Here is a 21675-nt window from a genome sequence, read left to right as displayed (position 1 = left end):
AAGGCTAAGTTTTTACTAAAAATAGCAAAAATATTCCTATTCATAGAAATTGAAAGATTTATTCAACAGTCTTTATATTGTAAAATCGATTGAATTGGAAAAATAGATATAAAAAAACCAGCTCAAGGCTGGTTTTAATATTTTTGAATCCAATAAAAGTAAAATTATACTTTCTTGATTCCGCCAAATCTCTTCTTGAATTTGTCAACACGACCAGCAGTATCAACGATTCTTTGCTTACCAGTATAGAATGGGTGACATTCTGAACAAATATCAATGTTCATAGCATCTTTACCAGAAGTTGATTTTGTAACGAAAGAGTTACCACAGCTACAAGTTACTGTTACTTCAGTATATTTTGGATGAATTTCTTTTTTCATTTTATTAATTTCCTTATTTTTATAATCTGACATCGCCACTTAGACTATTTCATCTAAGCACCACATCCTGTAGATAGAATAGCCTGAACATTCTATCCTAAGTTGTTCATAGTATCAAGCTTAATTAGAAGAAATATATTTTTCTCTTCTTACACTTTTAGGGCCAAATCCTGCATTTGTAAGGATTTCATAAGATTGGTCAATCATATTTGGATTACCACAAACATAAACAACATCCGTTTCTGGGTTTAGTCCTATTGTTTCAAACTGATTTTGTACATAACCAGAGACTTCATAATCTTTAAGATCTTGGTTTTCTCTACTTAGACAAAGTTTGAAATGGATGTTATCATGTTTTTTAGCAAATTCTATGAAGTCATCTTGATAAAGAGCATCTTTACGATATTGACAGCCAAGCAGTATATATATTTCAACATTGTCGGCTTTTTCTAAAAGTTCAGGGAACATTGCTTTATATGGAACTATCCCAGTACCTGTACCTACTAAAATAAGTTTGTTGATTTCTTCATCTTTCAAAACTAATCTACCTGCAGGTCCCATTGCATTTGCTTTGCCACCAATTTCCATGTTAAAGAATGTCTCAGAAGCAATACCACCTTTTACATAAGTGATACCTATTTCTAAAAGCATATTATTAGAAGGAAGAGAGCCTAAACTATAGCTTCTACGCTTTAGGTTACCTTCATCATCTGTTAGTAAAAATGTAATAAATTGCCCTGCGATAAAGTTAAGAGGTTTACCATCTGTTCTTTTGAAAACAAAATGCCTAACATTATCAGTAATATCTTTAAAAGAAACTAATTCAAGTTCAAATTTTTCTAATGCCATTTTATTTAAAACTAATATGTATATTTGTAACAGCTGTAATTGTATAATAATTTTATCTATATGATAAGTTTGTATTTGTAATATGCGGAAGATATTTAGAGTTTTGGGTATTTTATTCGTGTTTATACCTTCTTTAGCATTAGCAGAGATGACTCAGTCAGAGATTGATAAACTATATACAAAAGCTGTAGTTTTAGATGAAAAGCATTATACCTTTGATATTAAGCTCCCTGTTGACTCTACAGATGGATATAGATGGTTTATTATACCTTCAGATTATGATTATATAGATGATGTGGGTTATACACATGAAAGTGTAAATATTGAAAGCTCGCAATGGGGAGGTATGGATAATTTTAAGTTGAAGCTTACTAAGAAATTTAGAAAAGTGCCTTATAAAATTGTTTTACATTTTGAATGTTTTCGACCATTTGAGAGTAATCCGCAAATTTTGAAGAAAGATATAGTAGTTTTATCGATATTGAATTAGGGAAAATATTTATGAAAAAAATATGTTTATTAATATTTAGTTTATTTACTGTGATAACAGTATATGCAACAGGTGATTGTGGCGATAAAAGCTTTGCGGCAGTAAAAAATCAAGCTGTGCAAATGGAGAATGCTTGGGATTCTGCAAATGCTAATAAATTAGTTTCATTTTATGATGATGATTTTATCTATATGAGTGGCGGTAAACCATATACAAGTAAAGCGAATGTATTAAAGCATTATGTTGATGGTTTTGCTACGAATAGTTCAGGTAAAAGAGATTTCGGTAAATTAAAGCTTGATTATCAGTATTGTAGGAATATTGATGAGAATCATCAGTTGGTTATATTGAAATTTACGTGGACTAGTCCTGCTGGTAAAGTTGCAACTGGCCATGACTTACTTATTTGGCAGAAAAATAAAGATAATAAATATAAAATAATTGTTGATTTCCCTCAGTAGATTAGCAAGTAAAAGGAGATAAGAAATGTTTATGGTTTGGTTAGTGCCTATAATTGTTATATCAATTATTTTATTAGGTTTCTCAATAAGTCTAGTTGAGACTCAGTCTGTTAATGTTATAGAAAGGTTTGGTAAGTTTGTCAGAATTCAAAGAGCCGGCTTGAATTTTAGAATACCTTTTATAGAAAGAATAGCAGGAAGGGTTAGTTTAAGAGTTCAGCAATTAGATATAATAGCTGAGACAAAGACTAAGGATAATGTCTTTGTACATATTAAGGTTTCAGTTCAATTTTTGGTTGAGGAATCAAGAGCTGTAGATGCTTTTTATAAGCTTACAAATGCTAGAGCTCAGATGGAGTCATATGTATTCGATGTGATCAGATCATCTCTACCTCGTATGAGTTTGGATGAATCTTTTGAAAATAAAGATGCGATAGCTTTGGATATAAAGAAAGAATTATCTGAAGAAATGAGTACGTATGGTTATACAATTATTAAGTCTCTAGTCGTGGATATTAACCCAGAAGAGAATGTAAAACGTTCTATGAATGAGATTAATGCAGCTCAAAGACAGCTTGAAGCAACAAAAGCCAAGGCTGAAGCTGAGAAGCTTATAAAAATAAAAGAGGCTGAAGGTCAAAAAGAATCAATGAAGCTTCTAGGTGAAGGTATTGCAGAGCAGCGTAAAGCAATAGCTAGAGGTCTACGTGTTTCTATAGAGGATGTTAAAGAAGGAACTGGAGAGGGAGTTTCATCTGAATATATATCATCTCTAGTTATGATGTATCAATATTTAGATACGCTAGAAAATATGACTAAATCGGGCAAATCAAATGTGATATTTACTCCAAACTCACCGAAAGGTTTTAATAATTTAACTTCTGAAATGATAAGCGCTCTATCAGCAGCTAAAGACATGTAGTTAGAGTTGTAGATAATCAAATATTGTCATAGGTGTTATAGTATATATTTTTTATAATTGTGATATTATAGCGTGAGAAATTATAGCGTTTCTTTATTCATAGATGATTTGTAGATTTAAAAAAAAATTACAGCTAAGTGCTTTTAATAAGTTTCTTATTTGCTTTTTGCTTATCTTAGGTGTAGACCATGCTTGGGCTTTGGTTGGTAAGTTGAGTGTCCAAGGTGGAAAACTTTTATTTATAAGTAAGGCTGGTAAATTTAGTATTCAAGGCGATAAAGAAATTATAAAAGAATCAGAAAGTCTAATTCATCTAGATAGTTTAGTTGTTATTAATAATTATAGTAAACCAGATGGTAATACTTTATTTATCAGAGAAGTTCCATCTTCTATAAGTGGGAATATTCAACTAAGTGGTAGGCTAATTGCAGATGGTAAAAATCTATATATAGTAACTTCTGATAGTAAGATTCCGGTTAAATTTCTATATGGTGTTGATTTTAAAGGTAATCATTTCGACCAAAAGTCTGTAGATTACTATATAAATAAGCAGGTCAATGTTATTGGCAAGTCATATGGCGGATATTTACATATATCGGCAATATTACTAAGCAATATTTTTGATAATATGAATGCGAAATTTCCAATAAATAGTAAATATAAAGACCAACTAGATGAAAATTATCAAAAGTTTATCACTGAAACTTTAATGAAAGATAAACTTAGTCAAAAACTACAACCATTTAAAGCGACTATAATTAATAATGCTAAGGTTAATAATAATGATAAAGCATTAATTATCTCGTTAGCAGGTAGACAAGGAGATGACTTTGCCACAGTTGGGGGTCATTTTGTTTTAGGTGAGGCTACGGTTGATAGTGATACGCTTAAAGATTTTAGTCTCTTTAATTTTTATACAACTAAAAATAAGAAAATGATGATCCCCGCGAAGATTTCATATGTTGATTATTTTGGTAATTTAGCTCAAGGCCAGCAGAATTATAGGCCAACATATACACTTATTATTTATGGTGTAGATAAAGACAAGATTCAAAAAATGGCAAATGTGATCAATAAAGATCTTAATTATATGCGAATTTCACATGATACTGGGGGAATATCTTATGACTGTGTTAATACTGCATTACATGCGTTATATAGAGCGCAGTTTATAGATAATCCAAGTTCTCTAAGTTTCCTAGGTTTACAGACTTTTTATCATGCACCTAAAAAATATGATAGTGATAATTACTCATACTTAAATAACAGTTGGTATTATATTTTAAATAGTAGGAAAGTATTTTTACCGAGGGCAGGGTTTGAATCTATTTTAGAAAATCTTCAAGAATTTAAGCCAAAACGAGTAGATTTTGTATTTTATGATCAAATACCTTCAGGTAGACCTTTGGGTGGTGCTCCTATTGCAAGTATTTATACTTATTTGCGAATTTCCACAAAATCAGACAAACTTTCGAAAACAAATACCGTTTATGATATGGCTAACTATTTAGATAGTTTAGATATATAAAAATGCTATTATTTCAAGTTAATTGAATTGCTTCAGTATTTTATCTACAATGAGTATTAATGGGTTACTATCAAGGTTAAATTTTTATTATTATGTGGTTTATTGTTGAGTCAATATCATGCTCAAGTTGTGTAGCAAAAATAGAAAAAGCTTTATTTAGCATTGATGGTGTTCATGATGTTAAAACAAATATTGTAGATAAAAGTGTATTTGTTGAAGCAGATGAGTCTTTAATTAGTACTATACAAAATAAATTAGAAGAAATTGGTCATCCTGGGAAGTTACAACAGCAAGAAAAAACTAGTAGTAAGTATCGTATTTTTATTGAAGGAATATCTTGCTCTGGTTGTGTGTCAAAGATAGAGAAATCTTTGAAAGTGATTGCAGGTGTTGATAAAGCGAGTGTCAATATTGTTGATAAGATATTAGAAATCGAAGGTAGTATGGATATTACCGAAGTTTTTGCAGTATTAGAAAAAATAGGTAAACCAGGAGTTTTAGACAAAAAATCACAAACCAGAGATATTGATAGAGCTAAAAAAGAAATCAAAACAAGCATCAAACAAGCAATAGTTGCATTTGTCATAGGCGTTATGCTTATGGTTATTCAGATGCATTCTGAAAAACAAGAGAGTATTTTATATTTTTCAAATAATCACAATATAGAAAGACTTTTGATTTGGGTTGTATTAGCTATTGTTACTCTTGCTGTTATGGTTTATTCAGGTAAACGCTATTATCAAGGAGCTTGGAGACAGTTAAAACACCTATCTTCAAATATGGATACTTTAGTTGCATTAGGAACTGGAGCTGCTTGGATATATTCAGCTATTGTTATATTGTTTGAGTTTTATTTGCCTGAGCAAATGCTACATGTCTTCTTAGATACAAGCGTTCTTATTCTAGGATTTTTAAATATTGGCCATGCCATGGAGATTAAATCAAAAGGTAGAGCATCCGAGGCTATTGAAAAGCTAATCCATTTACAGCCTAAAAATGCCCATGTAATCCATGATGATGCAGAAGTAGATATACCATTAGAACTTCTAAAAATAGGACAAACTATCGTTATCTATCCAGGGGAGAAGATTCCAGTTGATGGTGTGATTATTGATGGTAAAGCTAATGTTGATGAGTCAATGCTGACGGGTGAGTCAGACTTTGTTAGTAAAAGGCTTGGTGATAAAGTTTTTGCTGGGACTATAAATCAAAATGGCAGCTTAAAGGTCAAAATGACTAAATCTATAGATGAAACGGCTCTAGCAAATGTTATTGAGCTTATTAAGTCTGCACAAAGTTCAAAACCAGAGATTACTAGAATAGTCGATAAGGTTACAGCTGTATTTGTACCAGTTGTTATTGCTATTGCAGTATTTACATTTATAGTGTGGAGCTTTTTTAGTTTACCTTATGCAATAACAGCTGGGATAGCTGTTTTAGTTGTAGCTTGTCCTTGCGCACTTGGTCTGGGAACACCAATGTCAATGATGGTTGGTATGGGTAAAGTTGCTGAGTATGGCATCCTGATTCGTAATGGTGAGGTGCTACAAAACGCTAGTAATCTAACACATATTGTCATGGATAAAACAGGTACCATTACACAAGGAAAGCCTGCTGTGACTAATAGTCATTTCATCACGGATGAAAATTTGGTTTTAAGTCATCTTTATGCTGTAGAGGAAAAATCTGAGCATCCGCTTGCATTTGCCTTAAGCTTTTATAGTAAAGCATATGATAAGAATTTGGCAGTAAGTGATTTTGAGACAACACCAGGTAAAGGTATCTCAGCGAAAGTTCAAGATAATAGTGTTCTTATTGGTAATATGAAATTAATTTCAGAAAATGGTATAGGTATAGATAGTAACATTGAAAAAGTTTTAGATGGCTATGCTAATCAAGGGGCTACTCCTATTATATTTGCTATGAATGATAAAGTAGCAGCCGTTTTTGCTATAAAAGATCCTGTGAAAAAAGAGAGCAAAGCAGTTGTATCTCAGCTTAAGAAATCTGGGCTTAAAGTTGCGATGGTTACAGGAGATAATGAGCATACGGCAAGAGTAATTGCTCAAGAGGTTGGAATCGATAGTGATATGGTTTTTGCTAGTGCAATGCCTGAGGATAAAACAAAATTTGTTGATGACCTGCAAAAACAAGGATTTAAAGTTGGTATGGTTGGTGATGGTATCAATGATGCCGCAGCTTTGGCAAAAGCAGATGTTGGTTTTGCTATGGGTAATGGTACTGATATAGCTATAGAAAGTGCAGATATTACTCTGACATCTAGCGAGCTGAAAAATATTAATAACTCAATTATTCTTTCAAAGAAAATTATTACTAATATTAAGCAAACTTTAGTTGGGGCATTTATATATAATATTTGTGGTATACCAGTTGCTGCAGGAATTTTATATCCGTTTTTTGGTATTATGCTTAGTCCTGTAATAGCATCCTTAGCAATGGCTATGTCATCTGTAACCGTAGTTGCAGTAGCTTTGAGATTAAAACGTTTGACAGTTGAGTAGAATTAATAATGAACTAAATTTTAGATAGTTTTGGGAATTATTATTTTTTTAGTTCTAGAGCGAAGAATAGTTTAATTAAGATAAAGCTTACTAAAGATAATATAAATATAATTGAAGCTAAAGCTAATATTGTATGAATATGCACTAGGCCAAAGATAAATACTAATATACTGGTTAAAAATATAAAGAATGAACCCATTAACGCATTTGCACTACCAGCGATATGGCTAAATAATCCAATACATAATGCAAAGAAATTAGGGAAAACAATTCCTGCAAAGAAGAATGCAATAAACATAAATACAGCTAGGGCTATAATACTAGTTGGCAAGAAGATGCTAATAACCATTAATATTAAGCAAGATACTGCAGATATGCTAACAGCTAAGCTTAACTTCATTCTATTAAATTCTTCACTTAGGTGTAGTAAGAATCTGTTAGCCATATTTCCTAAGAACCAAGCAAATCCCATTAATAGTGCGATATTACCAAAAGTAATTGCTGAGTAATGTAATGTATCTTCTATAACAAATACTCCCACTGTACTAAATATCACAAGGAATGAATAAAGTAGTCCAATACAAAGTGTGCCAAGGACAAAATGATTATGAGTAGCCATTTCATAATAGTTTGAGAACGATTTGCCTAAAGACATTTTGTGTGTTTGTTTTGCTGTCTCACGATAAACAAAGATAACCAAAAATAGTACACAAATTCCGTAGATGCTGAAGAAGTAAAAACATGATTTCCAACCAAAGTAATGTTGTAAATGACCACCTATAAAAGGGGCTATAATAGGACCTAATGCCCAGATTATAGTCATGTAATTCATCATCTTTTTATATTGAGCACCTTCAAAGATATCAGGAATAATTGCTCTAGCAGATACTCCAACAAATGCTATACATGCACCTTGTAGTATACGATATACCATAAAAACAGTCATGCTAGTTGTTAATGTCATTAGGTAAGAGATGATTATGAATATTATCAGTGATACGATAATTGGCTTTTTGCGACCAAAGCTATCTGTTACAGGTCCAGCAAATAGCTGAAAGAAGGCGAATGAAAGCAAATAAAATGAGATCGTATATTTTGCAAGTACTTCAGGTGTGCCAAATGCAGAACTAATTGCAGGTAAAGATGGTGCATATAGGTCAATACATAAACCTGACATTGGAACAATTAAATAGCAAATTATTGCAAATACTATGTTCATTGTGATTACTCCTTAAAATTTATAATTTTTTTCTAACTTATAACTTTACTTTGATTATTATATCTTTTTAACTTAAGATTAAGAAGTGTCGAAAAGGTTAATAATAATTAACCAAAAGTTAAAAACACAGGGGTGTATTATGTTGAAAATATCTAATCCACAACCATCATTAGATCACTTTGAAGTTTTTTTGACTGTTATTGAAGAGGGTAGCTTTACCAATGCTGCAAAAAAGTTAGGTATTACGACAGCAGCCGTGAGTAAGAATATTAAATTGTTAGAGCAACAAGTTAAGACTCCGTTGATTCTTAGGTCGACAAAAAAAATGCAGTTGACAGTAGAAGGTGAAAAACTTTATGCACAATGTAAAAATATCAAGCGCGAATTGGATATTGCTAGAAATATGGTTTCGGCAATAAATGCTAATCCTAGTGGTACACTTAATATTATTTGCAATCCTTTATTATTTTCGTCTGATCTATTAGCCAAATTAAATATTTATACAAGAAAATATCCTGATGTTACTATTAATATAGATCTAACAGAGAAGCCTGTTGATTTTGGACAAAATACTATAGATATAGCATTTGGTTTTAACTGGCCACCACCACAACATATCATTTCACGTAAATATAAGCAAACGCATTATATTACTTGTGCATCGCCTAATTATATTAGTCATTATGGAGAACCAAAGACAATAAAAGATATGCATAACCATAAACTTATTACACATACGATAAGAACACAAAGTAATATGCCAGTTTTGCCAGGCTTTGAAAATACTATAGAAAAATTACAGCCTTACTTATATCTTAATAGTGTTGAGGCTATGAAAGAGTGTGTTTTGCAAGATATGGGTATTGGACAGTTTCATGACTATGCTGTAGAGAAAGAACTAAAAGAAGGAACTCTTGTTGAGATACTTAAACCTTTGGTTATAGAAACTTTTGGTTTATGCATTTATTATGAGAAGAAGAATATTGTTCAGCCAAAAGTTAGAAAATTTATAGATCTGTTTTTTCCGAAGTAGTTAATTTTTAAGCATGTCTAAAGGTATACTACTTCTAAAATCCATGTCAGTATGTAAAACATTTTTTGTGGTTTTATAGTCAAACAAGTCACCTGAGAGAGCTCTATCTAAGATCATGCTTTTACAAAGTTTTTCTCTTGTCTTCCATGAAGTAACAGATATGATAGACGAGTTAAAATCAACTAATATACATGGTATATATTTGAGCTGGAGTTTTTTAGCTACTGAAAATCTATGGTGACCATCTAGTATTACATTTGTATTAACATCTATTAATACAGGATGTTTCCACGCTTTACTTTTTAAAATTTCTTCATATAAATTATTAGCAGATTCTTTGGATATTTTCTCTGATGGGATAAGTTCTGATAATTCTTTAATACTGAAAATTAACATATTTTACGATCTCCTAAATTAGTCATAGCTATTACCACATTCTAGCTAGAATATTGTCTTTTAAAATTATCTGGTGATAAATAACAGCTAGTATATGTAAAATGAAACATATCGCTAACATATACGCAAAAAAGCTATGAAAGCTAAAAATATAACTTGATAAATCAACATGGTTAGGAATCTGAGGAAGAGGTATCAAATAAAATATTTTTCTTTCATGAGCAGAAAATATAGATGCAATAATACCCGTTAAAGACATTCCTAGTACGCTTATATACAAGCCAAAATGAACTATCTTAGCAATTATGTAGTTCAATATTGATAGTGGTGGATTATAAGGAATATTTGGTTTTATCAACCTTGTTACTATTAGAAATATAACAAGAGCAAAGGCTACATAACCAAAAGACCTATGTAAATCAACTAACCATGCCGGTAATGATATATAATAAGCAGTCATTCCGAAAAAAAATTGGATGATTATAAAAATGCCTAAAACTTTGTGGGCTTGCCTGATCCAAAAGTTATATTTCATTGTTGTTCCCTTGATTTTAATAACCTTACAAAACACCAAGCAAGTAGTACACTTGTAACCGCAAAACCAAGACAAAGGCCGAACCAAATGCCATAGCTTTCCCAAGTTAACCAATAACCACATATTCCCATCGCTGGAATACCGACTATCCAATAACCAACAATTGTAGTATTAAAGCCAGCCTTTGTATTACCAAGACCACGCAGTAGTCCAATAAGTATATTTTGTGAGCCTTTGAAGTATTGATGTGCAATAGCAAACCATAAAAGACTTGTTGCAATAGCAAGAACAGCAGAGTCAGTGTTATCTCCGCCAAGGAATGGTTCTAATATAAGGTTTGGAATAGCAATATAAAAGAGAGCAATAATGGCCATGATAGAAAAGCTAAGAGTGAAACTATGTAAAGCTATATCACGAATTTTATTTGTCTCACCTTTTCCTATAGCTCGACTCACTAAAATAGAAGAGCCATGTGATAAGCCGATATTAAACTGATAAACAATATATGCTAATTGATTAACGATATTTGATGCAGCTAATGCAATCGGACCAAATGTACCCATAAAAATAGTAGCTATAGAAGTAATGGCAGCTTCTGAACCATAAGTTAGTGATATTGGCATTCCTATTTTAGCAAGGTGTATAACTGTTTCTCGTTTAGCTCTAAATAAATTTAAAGAGATAAGCTTATTAAGAATATGATCAAGCATTACAGTTCGAAGATAAATAAAAAATATACAAAAATTGACTATGGTAGTAGCTAAACCTATACCAACAAGGCCAAGGCAAGGTAATCCAAACCATCCATAGATAAAAATTAAATTCAAAACTGCATTGAGTGCAACTGAAATTAAAGTAACTAGTAACAAAGAACCTGCGCGACGCATGCCGACTGCAAACTGTCTTAAGACATTAAGCCACAACATGGGCAAAAGACCAGGAGCTAATGCAAGCATAATTGGTTTGGCTAGAGTAGCTATAATTTCATTTTGCCCAAAGTAAGTAAGAAAATTAGTTAGCATACTAATGAATACAATAGCAACAATAGCGGTAATTGTTGCTAATAAGAGACCAGCTCTTATCAAGTTCTGTACTTCTTCTATAGTAGTATTATCAAGATCAGTATTATTAGTTCTAGTTTCTCCTTTACCAATAGCAACTGCAACAAGATTACCAAGTCCAGTTACCATGCCTACACACATTGTCCTAACTTGGTTATAAAGAACTAGGGCAAGTCCTCCAGCTGCAATAGCTTCTATACTGATTAATCCTAGCATCAAAAGGTCTGTACTAATAAGTGCGACCTGAGCTAGCTGAAGAGCTATGATAGGGGTGGCAAGAGTAATGATTTCTCGATATTGTTTAAAAATCATGATTAGGCCGCTATCCTTCTAGATGCAAGGAGAATAGAATCCTGATAAGCATCAAAGAGTTGATTAATAGATTGCTGTGTTGATTTACTTAGCAAAGAGCGTTCACGTAGCCATTCATCATTGTAAATAGTATCTAAGTATTTTTCTCCGGCATCACAAGCTAATACTACTATTGTGCTATTTGGCTCAACAAGCATTAGTCGCTTAAGTGCTACATGGATTGCTGCTCCAGATGTGCCTCCGAGTAGTAAGCCTTTTCGATGAGCAATAACACGCACAGTGCTAAAGGCATTCATATCACTCACAGTTAGCCCTTCATCAATTAATGAATAATCAACGTTTGAACCTATAGTGAAACCTTCTGGTGCACCAGCTCCAGTTTGCCAATACTTACCGGGCTTACCTCCAAATATGATAGATCCAACTGGTTCAACGCCGATACTAGTTACATTAGAACCCAAGTTACGTAGCTCTTTAATAGTGCCGCATAAAGTGCCACCTGTGCCAACAGCGCCTATCAAATAGTCAATATCTGTATCTAAATCATCTAGTAATTCAGTCGCAATATTAGCATAGCCTTTGCTATTGTTTGGGTTATAGTGTTGATCTGGCCAGAATGCACCCGTAGATTTGGCAATTTCTTCAGCCATTTTACGTCGCTTAACAGTACTTGGCTTATCAATTCCACCCTCAACAAAAATCAAATTAGCACCGAGAGCCTTCATTGCAAGAAGTTTGTCACGAGAGGCATAATTATCAACAATAGCTGTATATTTATATCCACGCTCAATAGCAATAAATGCAAGCCCTGTTCCTGTATTACCAGAAGTAGGTTCAACAATATGACCTCCTGGTTTAAGTTTACCATCACGCTCGGCTGCCAGGATCATTTCCCTAGCCATTCGTACTTTACAAGAACCTGTAGGATTAAATTGCTCTAATTTTAATAATAGTCGACTACCTGAGCCAGTACGAGCTAACTCATATAATGGAGTTTTTCCTATAAAATCAGAAAATTCCGTTACAATTCTTTTTTTAATAGTTCTATATTCAGAAATCATTGATCTATTCTCCAAAAATATTCCTCATCTTGCTGAGTGACAACAACCTTAGGTGGTAGAGGAAGCTGATGAAACTCGCTCTCATTTTTATCCATTTGATAGCCAGCGGTATTTGGATAGATGAGCAAGTCGCCATATCTTGGTTCAGCTGGGAATTTTATTTTACGCCAAGTTAATACATCATATTCCATACAGCTAGATCCACCTATAGTTCCACTAATAGGATTTTGTGGGCGAGGTTGACCACGTTGTATTAGAATAGGTGAGGGTAGGAATTCACTATTTTTCCATTGCTCAGATAGACTCATACTAAGTCCAGCAACTGTCACGATGCCATGCTCATCATTTTTCTTAAAGCCTTGAACTGGAAAGACTGTCATTCCAGCACCATCCAGAAGAGCTCTACCAGGTTCAAGATATAGTTTAATCTGTGTATCAATAAGTTTATTTGTTAAGCTAATATTTCCTATTGATGACTTCAGAATTGCATCTAGCATATTAGCACCAGTTGGAGATTGATAATAAGGATAAAAATGACTAAAAGTTTTGTTTGCATGAAAGTCATTAGAGTTGAGAGCATCTTTAAAGCTATTCCAGTCTTCTTTCTCAACATAACTACAAGCAAATCCACCACCAATAGATATGGATGAGCTAGGAAAGCCATATTCTCTGGCTTTTATGCACCAATCAATTAACATAAATGCCATTTCTACGCGCGGCTCTACTAGATAACCATCTAAATGAAAGGAAAAACCTTCCATATTAATGTGATTTTTAACATCTTTACAACGTTCTAATGCTGTAATAATATCTTTTGAATTAAATCCAAAACGACTATTAGGGCTATTAGGTGGAAGTACCCTTAATAGGATTCTTAACTTATTATTTATATTAGCAACAATACTAATTGCTCGTTCAAGTTCATCTAAAGCATCGATAGCAACTAGTGCGCCATGTCGAGCAGATAACCATAAAAGTTCATCACTTTTTGCAGCTCCAGTTACACCTATGTTTTCTCCACGAATGCCTTTACTTAAAGCATGAACAAATTCTGGAATGCTAGCAACATCTACAGCTCCATTTAGCTTTGCTACTTCTGTTAACCATGCTCCAGCTTTATTTGCCTTTTTACCAAAGTAAACTTGTCCGGCAATATTATGAGACTGAAGAATCTTTTGAAAATCTGACAAATTGTTAGCAAAGCTTTCTGGATTGATAATATGAAAGGGTCCATCTATAGCATAAGCAATATTATTTAGTAGCTTAGTATTTTGTTGAATGTTAATAGCCCAATCCTGTTGTAGAGCATTCATTGAATTCATCGTTAGCTCCATAGCTTAACTCGTGTGCCACGCCCAGCTGAGATAGCTCTAGTTGCAAGAGCATTAGCAACAGGGATATCTGTGATTATCATTCCACTTGAAAATGCAAATACTTTATCTTGTTGTGAATTTCTACCTGGTTTATTACCAGATACAATATCAGGTAATTCTGCATTGATTGATGCTTCATTATTTGCACCTGCTAGACGTTTACCAGTAACACCCATTTGCATTTTATTTGTAGCAACAACATAATCGACATCTTGTAATACTCCACTTGCTACTCCTTTGCTAGCAACTGAAATAAGTAAGCCTCCAGGTTTTAACCAACTTGTCTGAATTTTAGGATGTGCCGCTCGTCCAGATGCTGCTACTACAATATCAGACTCAGCAACAGCTGCTGGAACATCTTCTATAAACTCTATCTCACGATCTGGGAAATGCTTTGCAAAGGTAGAAATACTAGCAGCAATTCCATCAGGATGTGTACCAAATAATCTAAGAGTTTTAAGTGTAGGGATTGCAGTTAAAAGATAGGAGAGTGTATTTATACCTTGTGCTCCAGTACCAACCATTAGAGCAGATTCAGCATTTTCTTTTGCACAATGCTTAGCAATAATTGCTGTTGTTGCAGGAGTACGATAACCACCAACTCGATGACAATCCATAAAAGCAAATGGTAATCCAGTTGTATCATCATAAAGACTAATGGTTGTATAATATTTATCAGCATTTTGGCTACCTTGACGATACGAAGTCTTAAATCCAAGTTGTTGTAAAGATCCATCATAACCAAGCATTGAATAGGAAACAGCATCTCTTTGTTTATTAGGGAGTTCCATCATTAGCTTTGTTGGGCATAGAGATTCTTTATTGGCATATGTTAAGTAGGCTTCTTCTACAGCATGAATTACTTCTTGTGGACTAAGCTCAATGTCAGATAGGTCTGAACGACTAAGGATATGAACTGTAGGTTTTTGTATATTAGACATTATTTCTCCTTTTTGCTTTTGATAACTAATGTAAACTTATTTATGCAGATGATTATCTTAATAAACCCACACAAATGATAACGATTATCATTTTAATTAAATGGATTATAATGAACTTTTTTATTATTTCAAGTGAATAGTATTATTAATTTAGATAGTAGGATATGAGAAATCATTCTACTTATAACGTTTCATGAAATAGATATTAAGTAGAGGGGTGGTTATATTCTCTATATAAGAGAAAAGATAAAAATATTCATTAATTTTATTTTTAAAGATTTTAAAATCATTTGATATTTTTATTAAAGAAGGTCAGCCATCAAATAGCTTTGTAAGGATAAGATATCGTTTATTCGATTTACATTTAATTTTTTACGAGATATAAGTATTTTTAATTATTACTTATATTGAATACACTATTTTTAAATATATAAAAGACTAGTGATAATTTTGTGGTAGCTATGACTGGACTTGAACCAGTGACCCCAGCATTATGAATGCTGTGCTCTAACCAACTGAGCTACATAGCCACAAATGATGTAGCATATTATATTTTATTTATCATAATTGTCAATATTAATTAAATACGATATTAAAAAAAATATTACTAATGTTTTATTACTTGCTAAAAGGGTTGGTTTTGTAGTACGATATAAGCCAAGTGTACAAAGGGATTGATCCCTCTATAAAATGATAAAAAAATAAAATGTCTGAAGGTAGAAATAAATTAAACGATTTTTCGCTATTACAATCTTTATTAGGTGGTTCTTCTAAGATAGAAGAAAAAACTTCTAGAATGAAACAAGCTAGGGATAAAAATATCTCAAAAAATAAAAGCACGCCACCAACTAAAGCACCTAGTAAAAAAGTAGAAGATAGAGATACTTCATTTATTAGAATTCCACAATATGGTCATAGAATAAATAATAAGATAGTTGATGAGCTACAAAATCCTCAAATGGAAGATGTTGAAGAAATTGTAGTAACGGTTGATGTTGAGAAAGAAAGACAAAAAGAAGAAGCGAACTTATTTAAATGGTTATGTAAGCGTTTTCCAAAATGTTTTGACCCTATTAATAAAAAGCCTCTTAAAATAGGTATAAGCCCAGAAATAGAAATAATCTATCAGAATGAGCATTTTGCTCCAGTTGATAAGCTAGTACTTAGAAATGTCTTGCGTCGTTATGTTGGAGATACTCGTTATCACAAAGCGGTATTTGAATTAAAACAAAGGTTTAACCTTCATGGTCAACCAGTTGAAGATTATTCTCCAGAGCATATCGAATACTCTAAGAAGCGTTTAGATGAAATTGCTGAAAAAGCAGAATTCAGAGCGAAAGGCTTAACTATGAAGGATTACTACGAATATAAGAAGCAACAATCAGAAGAGGATGTTGATACAGAAGAATAGTTTTTCACTCAGAAAAATTATCAAAAATATTGTCTATTCTAATCTTTAAGTTTATTATTTGATTATACTTATATTTATCGTTTCTTAATGTCCATGAGTTATTTAAAATTTTGTAATCCAAAAAATACATTATTTTATAAAGGTGTCTTTATTTTTTTTATCATCGTAGGTTTGTTGCTATCAAGCTGTGCAAAAGATGATGGTAAAGCTAGAAAGCTTCCGTTATTGAAGCATAACTTCTCAAAATCTAAACATACAGCGTATCAAGTCTTTGGATTTGATTATGCGACAACTCCTAAAGGTATATATAATGTTGTTGATAAAGAGCCAACTAAATTTACAGTAAATGTTTATATTGCTGATAATCAAGGCTGTAAATTTACTTATACTAAAGATAAAGATGGAAATCATCAGGAAGACTTTGATAAATCACAATCTTTCACTTCATATTTATCTGGTAGAAACGAACTATTAAGACTTGACTGTAAAGGTGAACAGTCAAATATAGATTATAAGATAATTGCTTATGCAAATGGCGTAGAGTATGACAGAATAGGTAATTTATCATATTTGGTTGAAGCTGGAAAAATTTAAAAAATATTATTTTCTCCAAAAGTCTGGTATAAAAAGAACTAGTAATGTGAATATCTCTAAACGTCCAGCAATCATAGCAAAATCACATATCCAAAGAGCACTTTTAGGAAGATTTGTGAAGTTAGAGCCTATTTCACCTAATCCAGGACCAACATTTGATAGAGTTGTGGCAATTGTTGAAAATGCAGTTGCAATATCTAAACCACAACCTAATAAAGCCAGCCAGCCAATTGCAAAGACTATAATATAAACTGAAATAAATCCAGATACTCTATTAAGAGCCTGCTCTGATATATTTATATCCCCTAATTTTACAGTAAACATTCCTTGGGGGTGAATTACTCTTTTTGCTTCAAGCATAGCTTTTTCTTTAAAGAGAATGGCTCGTATCATTTTTAGACCACCCGCAGTAGATCCTCCACAGCCTCCTATGATTGCTATAAACATAAGTAAAACTGGTAAGAAAGTAGGCCATAGATAATAATTTGTATCAGATACAAATCCAGCACTAGAACTAATAGATATTACTTGGAATATGCTATTAAAAATTATATGAAATGTATCTGCAAAAGTGCTTGAGCTAGCTATTAATGTAATACTAACTATTAAAGATGTGAAAAAAAGAAAGTAAAAGTATGCTTTGAATTCGACATTTTTAAGATAATGGCTGATCTTAAACTTTGTTAATGCTATATAGTGAGCTTTAAAACTAGTTGCTCCTAAAAATAGGAAAACACCACAAACAAGAAGAACGCCAGTTGACTTGTTTGTCATGCTAGCATCACTAGGAGTAAATCCTCCAGTAGACACTGTTGAGAAAGTATAGCATATAGCATCAAAAGGCCCCATTCCAACAGCTAGGTATGAAATAAAGCATAAAAAAGTAAGTAGCAGATATACTAGCCATAAAGCTTTTGCTGTACTGGAAATTTTTGGGGCGATTTTATCATCTTTCCATTGTCCTGTTACCTCAGCTTTGTATAACTGCATGCCACCAACCCCTAATAGAGGAAGAATAGCAACTGTTAAAACGACAATCCCCATACCACCAAAAAACTCAGTTTGTTGGCGATAAAATAAAATACTATGAGGAAGTTTATCTAGTCCTACTATTACTGTACCGCCAGTAGTAGTAAATCCAGACACTGATTCAAATATAGCATGAGTTGGAGATAAGTTTAAACCAGGAAATGTCATATATGGGATCGCACCAAATATAGAAACAAACACCCAAACTAAAGCTACAATTAAAAAGCCATCTTTATTTGAAAGTTTTTTATCTGACTTGCGAGCAATAAACCATAATAAGAAACCACATAAGAATGTAATACTAAAGCTTAGAATAAAAGGGTACGTATTATTTTCATTATAAATATAATCAATAGCTATAGGGCTAAGCATAGTTAAGCTTAGAAACATTAAGAATATACCAATTATCTTTGGTTTTTGGCTTAGCTTCATTGATTAATGCTTAAAATAGCTTTATAGTTAGATGGTTTTGGTCTTTAGTTTATTACAATTATCTTAAAGCTACAAGTTCAATAGCTAATACGTAGATTTGGTTAGCTAAAAAATCCTTATAAAGTTATTTTCTCCAGAAATCTGGCATAAAAAGAACTAATATTGTAAATATTTCTAAACGTCCAGCAATCATAGCAAAATTGCATATCCAAATAGCATCATCAGGTACTGTTTTAAAGTTTGAGCCAATTTGACCTAAACCAGGGCCTACATTTGAGAGTGTTGTAGCAATCGCTGAAAAAGCTGTATCAGGACTTAGGCCACATGCTATTAACATTAGCCAGCAAACAGCAAATAATAATAAGTAAACAGAAACAAAGCCAGAAACTCTATTTAGAGCTTGCTCTGATATAGGCACACCATCAAGTTTTACAGTAAATTTACCTTGAGGATGAATAACTCTCTTTGCTTCAAGGGTAGCTTTTTCTTTAAAAAGGATCGCCCGAATCATTTTGACACCGCCAGCGGTAGATCCTCCACAACCACCGATTATCGCAATAAACATTAGAAAGAACGGAATGAAGCTAGGCCATATATAATAATTTGGATCAGAAACAAAACCAGCTGTTGAGCTTATAGAAACTACCATGAAGATGCTGTTAGTAACAATATCAGGTACCTTTGATAAGTCTTTTGAATATGCGATCAAAGTTATAGCAATGATTAAAGATGACAGAAATAAAAAATAAAAATAAGCCTTAATTTCAATATTGTTAAAGTAGTGTTTAATACTGAACTTTGAAAAAGCTATATAGTGTGCTTTAAAGTTTGTGGCACCTAAAAACAAAAAGAAAATACATACATAAACCACAGGCTTTGATTGTGCTGACATACCAGCATCAGTAGGGGCAAACCCACCTGTGGAAATAGTTGAGAATGCATAGCAGATAGCATCGAAAGGTCCCATCCCAACAAGCATAAATGCTATAAAGCAAAGAAATGTAAGCAATACATATACTAGCCACATTGCTTTGGCTGTGGTTGATATTCTTGGCGCGATTTTCTCATCTTTACCTAGGCCTGTGACTTCAGCTTTGTATAGCTGCATACCATCAACACCAAGTAGTGGTAAGATAGCAACAGTTAGGACAACAATCCCCATACCACCAAAGAAGTGTGTTTGCTGACGGTAATATAAGATGCTGTATGGTAGTTTATCTAGACCTGTTATTACTGTTGCGCCAGTTGTCGTAAATCCAGAGATTGACTCAAATACAGCGTGAGTGAAAGATAGATCTAGGCCAGGAAATACCATGTAAGGAATTCCACCAAAAACTGTAACAAATACCCAGACAAGGGTTACAATAACAAAACCATCTTTGTTTGTGATTTTTTTGCTAGCTTTACGCCCAATAAACCACAGTAAAAAACCGCATATAAAGGTGATCGCAAAGCTTAAAATAAAAGGGTATATATTTGATTCATCATAGATATAGTCAACGATAATAGGTGTAAGCATGGTAAGACTTAAAAACATTAAGAACATACCTATAATTTTAGGGTTTTGGCTTAACCTCATTTGTCGTAATACTTAAAAGCTATATCTTTATGGGTGACTTTGATTTTTAGTTTAGTATAATTATGTCTAAGCTACAAGGTAAATTATTGGTATCGCAAAGAGGTTTTTACTATGATGAAACTTATATTAAGATTGGCTCATTTATTTGATAATAAAAAAGATAGAGCATATGTGAGTGAAGCGGATAAGCTTTTACAAGAATTTGATAAAGCAAATCCAAACAAATCAGAATCACAAAAAAAAGAAATTCTAAAGCATAGAAATATCTATAGAAGAGAAACAAAGCCTCAAACTAGCTTTCTTGATGGCTAATTTTAATCTGTGTAATAGCAATAAATCCTATTATTAAAATAATTCCTGCTATCCAGTATAGATATGGCGCTAAGTGACTATCAATAAGTATGCCACCACAAATAAGAATAATTAGCTGTGGTAATGAGAAAAACATATTTAACCATCCCATGTATTCGCCAAGTCTGTCTTTTGGAGCTAATTTAGCTATTAGTGTGTAACAGCATACTTGAGAGAGAATAAATCCTGTAGCAACAATAAAGGCGATTATATACCACAGGAAAGATTCTTTTGTTAGAAAAGATCCGCAAAACAGCGCTATAGCAAATATTAACAATCCAATCTTAAAGATATTCTCAACTTTTATAAGATTTATAATAGTTGTTGCGAGTATTCCAATAATTACTGATCCAATTCCAAAGGTCATTACTAAAGAAGCTGTGAAATCTTTACTAAAGCCTAGATAATGGTTCATATATCCACCCATTAAAGGCATAAAGGCTCCAAAACCAGTTAGAGTGCAGAAAGTAGCTAAAAATAACAGATTAATATTTCTATCACTAAAAATATCAAAACTTAGTTTAAAAGCGGAAGTCATTTGATTTTCAGGTCTTTCTTTAACTATAAAGGGTATTACAGATAGCGTAGGAATTATTAATAATAAACACACGGTTATGCAGCTAAGAAAAGCCCCTCCGATATTCCATATTATGGCACCAACTAGACCAATTATAATTGTTCCTATCTGAGCAGTAGTTCTAGCTAATAATGTAGCAAAAGGTATTTGATCGCGATCAACGACTTCTACAACCATTGTATAATAAGGGCCTTGAAAGAAGTTGATACTAGCATAAGTCAAAAATGCAATTATAAATAAACAAATATAGTTAGGAGCAAAGGGCCAGAGCATTTGGAATATACAAGTACTAACTAATCCTACTAAGAGCCATGTAGTTCTTTTACCTAAAAATTTGTGAGATGATGTCTTATCAGAAATAATTCCTGAGAGTGTCTGCATAAATAAACCAGTAAAGGCTGCCATGGATAGTAAAAAGCCTGCAAGTAAAGATGAATTCGTATGTTGATAAACTATCCATGAACCTATAGTTCCAGTTAATGACCAGTACATTCCTATACCAATATCTGGTATAGAAATCAAAAAAGGATTCCAGCGACGAGTATTATAAAGACTGTTGAATTAATATCCCAAATTGTTAGATATATTTTGTAAAATACAGATGTTACAGATATTAGTA

21 protein-coding genes and 1 tRNA gene are annotated in these 21675 nt (G+C 32.6%); 9 read left to right on the top strand and 13 right to left on the bottom strand.

Annotated features, from left to right (window positions below; translation table 11 throughout):
* Positions 1-164 precede the first annotated feature (164 nt).
* The gene (rpmE, locus tag R8535_RS08410; protein WP_329498309.1) at positions 165-380 is read right to left on the bottom strand and encodes a 50S ribosomal protein L31; all 216 of its coding nucleotides are present in this window, start codon (positions 378-380) and stop codon (positions 165-167) included.
* Positions 381-500: 120 nt separating this feature from the next.
* Positions 501-1229 (bottom strand): ferredoxin--NADP reductase, encoded by a 729-nt coding sequence (locus R8535_RS08405; RefSeq protein ID WP_329498307.1) that lies wholly within the window; start codon positions 1227-1229, stop codon positions 501-503.
* A gap of 82 nt (positions 1230-1311) precedes the next feature.
* Here R8535_RS08405 and R8535_RS08400 point away from each other — a divergent pair, with 82 nt between their 5' ends.
* From R8535_RS08400 to R8535_RS08380, 5 genes are all read left to right on the top strand, one after another.
* Positions 1312-1719, top strand: coding sequence for a hypothetical protein (locus R8535_RS08400; protein ID WP_329498305.1), 408 nt, complete (start codon positions 1312-1314; stop codon positions 1717-1719).
* Positions 1720-1730: 11 nt separating this feature from the next.
* The gene (locus R8535_RS08395; RefSeq protein ID WP_329498303.1) at positions 1731-2180 is read left to right on the top strand and encodes a YybH family protein; all 450 of its coding nucleotides are present in this window, start codon (positions 1731-1733) and stop codon (positions 2178-2180) included.
* 25 nt (positions 2181-2205) lie between these two features.
* Positions 2206-3102 (top strand): SPFH domain-containing protein, encoded by an 897-nt coding sequence (locus R8535_RS08390; protein WP_329498301.1) that lies wholly within the window; start codon positions 2206-2208, stop codon positions 3100-3102.
* A 103-nt stretch (positions 3103-3205) separates the two neighbouring features.
* Positions 3206-4630, top strand: coding sequence for a hypothetical protein (locus R8535_RS08385; RefSeq protein ID WP_329498300.1), 1425 nt, complete (start codon positions 3206-3208; stop codon positions 4628-4630).
* A gap of 92 nt (positions 4631-4722) precedes the next feature.
* Positions 4723-7152: a heavy metal translocating P-type ATPase gene (locus tag R8535_RS08380; protein ID WP_329498298.1), complete on the top strand. Its 2430-nt coding sequence runs from the start codon at positions 4723-4725 to the stop codon at positions 7150-7152.
* A 40-nt stretch (positions 7153-7192) separates the two neighbouring features.
* Here the strand turns inward: R8535_RS08380 and R8535_RS08375 are convergent, their stop codons facing one another.
* Entirely contained in the window at positions 7193-8371 is a 1179-nt protein-coding gene (locus R8535_RS08375; RefSeq protein ID WP_329498296.1) for an MFS transporter, read from the bottom strand.
* Positions 8372-8510: 139 nt separating this feature from the next.
* Between R8535_RS08375 and R8535_RS08370 the strand changes: the two genes are divergently transcribed.
* Entirely contained in the window at positions 8511-9404 is an 894-nt protein-coding gene (locus R8535_RS08370) for a LysR family transcriptional regulator (protein ID WP_329498294.1), read from the top strand.
* On the opposite strand, the gene R8535_RS08365 is transcribed toward R8535_RS08370, so the two are convergent.
* The 7 genes from R8535_RS08365 to R8535_RS08335 form a co-directional block, all read right to left on the bottom strand.
* Positions 9405-9800, bottom strand: coding sequence for a ParB N-terminal domain-containing protein (locus tag R8535_RS08365; protein ID WP_329498292.1), 396 nt, complete (start codon positions 9798-9800; stop codon positions 9405-9407).
* 31 nt (positions 9801-9831) lie between these two features.
* Positions 9832-10335 (bottom strand): cytochrome b, encoded by a 504-nt coding sequence (locus R8535_RS08360; protein WP_329498290.1) that lies wholly within the window; start codon positions 10333-10335, stop codon positions 9832-9834.
* Positions 10332-11708, bottom strand: a complete 1377-nt coding sequence (locus R8535_RS08355) for an MATE family efflux transporter (protein ID WP_329498288.1) — start codon at positions 11706-11708, stop codon at positions 10332-10334. Before R8535_RS08355 ends, R8535_RS08360 begins: the two co-directional genes overlap by 4 nt.
* A 2-nt stretch (positions 11709-11710) precedes the next feature.
* Positions 11711-12769, bottom strand: coding sequence for a PLP-dependent cysteine synthase family protein (locus R8535_RS08350; protein ID WP_329498286.1), 1059 nt, complete (start codon positions 12767-12769; stop codon positions 11711-11713).
* Entirely contained in the window at positions 12766-14091 is a 1326-nt protein-coding gene (locus R8535_RS08345; RefSeq protein WP_329498284.1) for an alanine racemase, read from the bottom strand. The genes R8535_RS08350 and R8535_RS08345 overlap by 4 nt, the downstream gene beginning before the upstream one ends.
* Positions 14092-14093: 2 nt before the next feature.
* Entirely contained in the window at positions 14094-15083 is a 990-nt protein-coding gene (locus R8535_RS08340) for an ornithine cyclodeaminase (protein ID WP_329498283.1), read from the bottom strand.
* 453 nt (positions 15084-15536) lie between these two features.
* Positions 15537-15613: transfer RNA gene (locus R8535_RS08335), tRNA-Met, on the bottom strand.
* A 176-nt stretch (positions 15614-15789) separates the two neighbouring features.
* Here R8535_RS08335 and R8535_RS08330 point away from each other — a divergent pair.
* The gene (locus R8535_RS08330; protein WP_329498281.1) at positions 15790-16494 is read left to right on the top strand and encodes a ProQ/FINO family protein; all 705 of its coding nucleotides are present in this window, start codon (positions 15790-15792) and stop codon (positions 16492-16494) included.
* A 93-nt stretch (positions 16495-16587) separates the two neighbouring features.
* Complete coding sequence (locus R8535_RS08325; protein WP_329498279.1) at positions 16588-17088, top strand: FTL_1709 family lipoprotein; 501 nt, start codon at positions 16588-16590, stop codon at positions 17086-17088.
* A 6-nt stretch (positions 17089-17094) separates the two neighbouring features.
* On the opposite strand, the gene R8535_RS08320 is transcribed toward R8535_RS08325, so the two are convergent.
* Positions 17095-18549, bottom strand: coding sequence for a potassium transporter TrkG (locus R8535_RS08320; RefSeq protein WP_329498277.1), 1455 nt, complete (start codon positions 18547-18549; stop codon positions 17095-17097).
* A gap of 124 nt (positions 18550-18673) precedes the next feature.
* Positions 18674-20128, bottom strand: a complete 1455-nt coding sequence (locus R8535_RS08315; RefSeq protein WP_329498275.1) for a TrkH family potassium uptake protein — start codon at positions 20126-20128, stop codon at positions 18674-18676.
* Between the two features lie 111 nt (positions 20129-20239).
* Here R8535_RS08315 and R8535_RS08310 point away from each other — a divergent pair, with 111 nt between their 5' ends.
* Entirely contained in the window at positions 20240-20440 is a 201-nt protein-coding gene (locus R8535_RS08310; RefSeq protein ID WP_329498273.1) for a CBU_0585 family protein, read from the top strand.
* Here R8535_RS08310 and R8535_RS08305 read toward each other — a convergent pair.
* A complete protein-coding gene (locus R8535_RS08305; protein ID WP_329498271.1) occupies positions 20421-21578 on the bottom strand; it encodes an MFS transporter in 1158 nt (385 codons plus the stop codon). The two genes, R8535_RS08310 and R8535_RS08305, sit on opposite strands and share 20 nt — an antisense overlap.
* Positions 21579-21675 lie beyond the last annotated feature (97 nt).

It is taken from the genome of Francisella sp. 19S2-4 (assembly GCF_036281795.1).
GTDB lineage: Bacteria > Pseudomonadota > Gammaproteobacteria > Francisellales > Francisellaceae > Francisella.
This window is presented reverse-complemented; position numbering and strand designations above follow the sequence as displayed.

Coding starts and splice junctions, on each gene's coding strand:
- R8535_RS08375 (WP_329498296.1), bottom strand. CDS start 8,371: ATGAACATAGTATTTGCAATAATTTGCTATTTAATTGTTCCAATGTCA.
- R8535_RS08390 (WP_329498301.1), top strand. CDS start 2,206: ATGTTTATGGTTTGGTTAGTGCCTATAATTGTTATATCAATTATTTTA.
- R8535_RS08370 (WP_329498294.1), top strand. CDS start 8,511: ATGTTGAAAATATCTAATCCACAACCATCATTAGATCACTTTGAAGTT.
- R8535_RS08310 (WP_329498273.1), top strand. CDS start 20,240: ATGATGAAACTTATATTAAGATTGGCTCATTTATTTGATAATAAAAAA.
- R8535_RS08405 (WP_329498307.1), bottom strand. CDS start 1,229: ATGGCATTAGAAAAATTTGAACTTGAATTAGTTTCTTTTAAAGATATT.
- R8535_RS08355 (WP_329498288.1), bottom strand. CDS start 11,708: ATGATTTTTAAACAATATCGAGAAATCATTACTCTTGCCACCCCTATC.
- R8535_RS08350 (WP_329498286.1), bottom strand. CDS start 12,769: ATGATTTCTGAATATAGAACTATTAAAAAAAGAATTGTAACGGAATTT.
- R8535_RS08315 (WP_329498275.1), bottom strand. CDS start 20,128: ATGAGGTTAAGCCAAAACCCTAAAATTATAGGTATGTTCTTAATGTTT.
- R8535_RS08330 (WP_329498281.1), top strand. CDS start 15,790: ATGTCTGAAGGTAGAAATAAATTAAACGATTTTTCGCTATTACAATCT.
- R8535_RS08325 (WP_329498279.1), top strand. CDS start 16,588: ATGAGTTATTTAAAATTTTGTAATCCAAAAAATACATTATTTTATAAA.
- R8535_RS08320 (WP_329498277.1), bottom strand. CDS start 18,549: ATGAAGCTAAGCCAAAAACCAAAGATAATTGGTATATTCTTAATGTTT.
- R8535_RS08385 (WP_329498300.1), top strand. CDS start 3,206: ATGATTTGTAGATTTAAAAAAAAATTACAGCTAAGTGCTTTTAATAAG.
- R8535_RS08345 (WP_329498284.1), bottom strand. CDS start 14,091: ATGAATTCAATGAATGCTCTACAACAGGATTGGGCTATTAACATTCAA.
- R8535_RS08400 (WP_329498305.1), top strand. CDS start 1,312: ATGCGGAAGATATTTAGAGTTTTGGGTATTTTATTCGTGTTTATACCT.
- R8535_RS08360 (WP_329498290.1), bottom strand. CDS start 10,335: ATGAAATATAACTTTTGGATCAGGCAAGCCCACAAAGTTTTAGGCATT.
- R8535_RS08380 (WP_329498298.1), top strand. CDS start 4,723: ATGTGGTTTATTGTTGAGTCAATATCATGCTCAAGTTGTGTAGCAAAA.
- R8535_RS08340 (WP_329498283.1), bottom strand. CDS start 15,083: ATGTCTAATATACAAAAACCTACAGTTCATATCCTTAGTCGTTCAGAC.
- rpmE (WP_329498309.1), bottom strand. CDS start 380: ATGAAAAAAGAAATTCATCCAAAATATACTGAAGTAACAGTAACTTGT.
- R8535_RS08395 (WP_329498303.1), top strand. CDS start 1,731: ATGAAAAAAATATGTTTATTAATATTTAGTTTATTTACTGTGATAACA.
- R8535_RS08365 (WP_329498292.1), bottom strand. CDS start 9,800: ATGTTAATTTTCAGTATTAAAGAATTATCAGAACTTATCCCATCAGAG.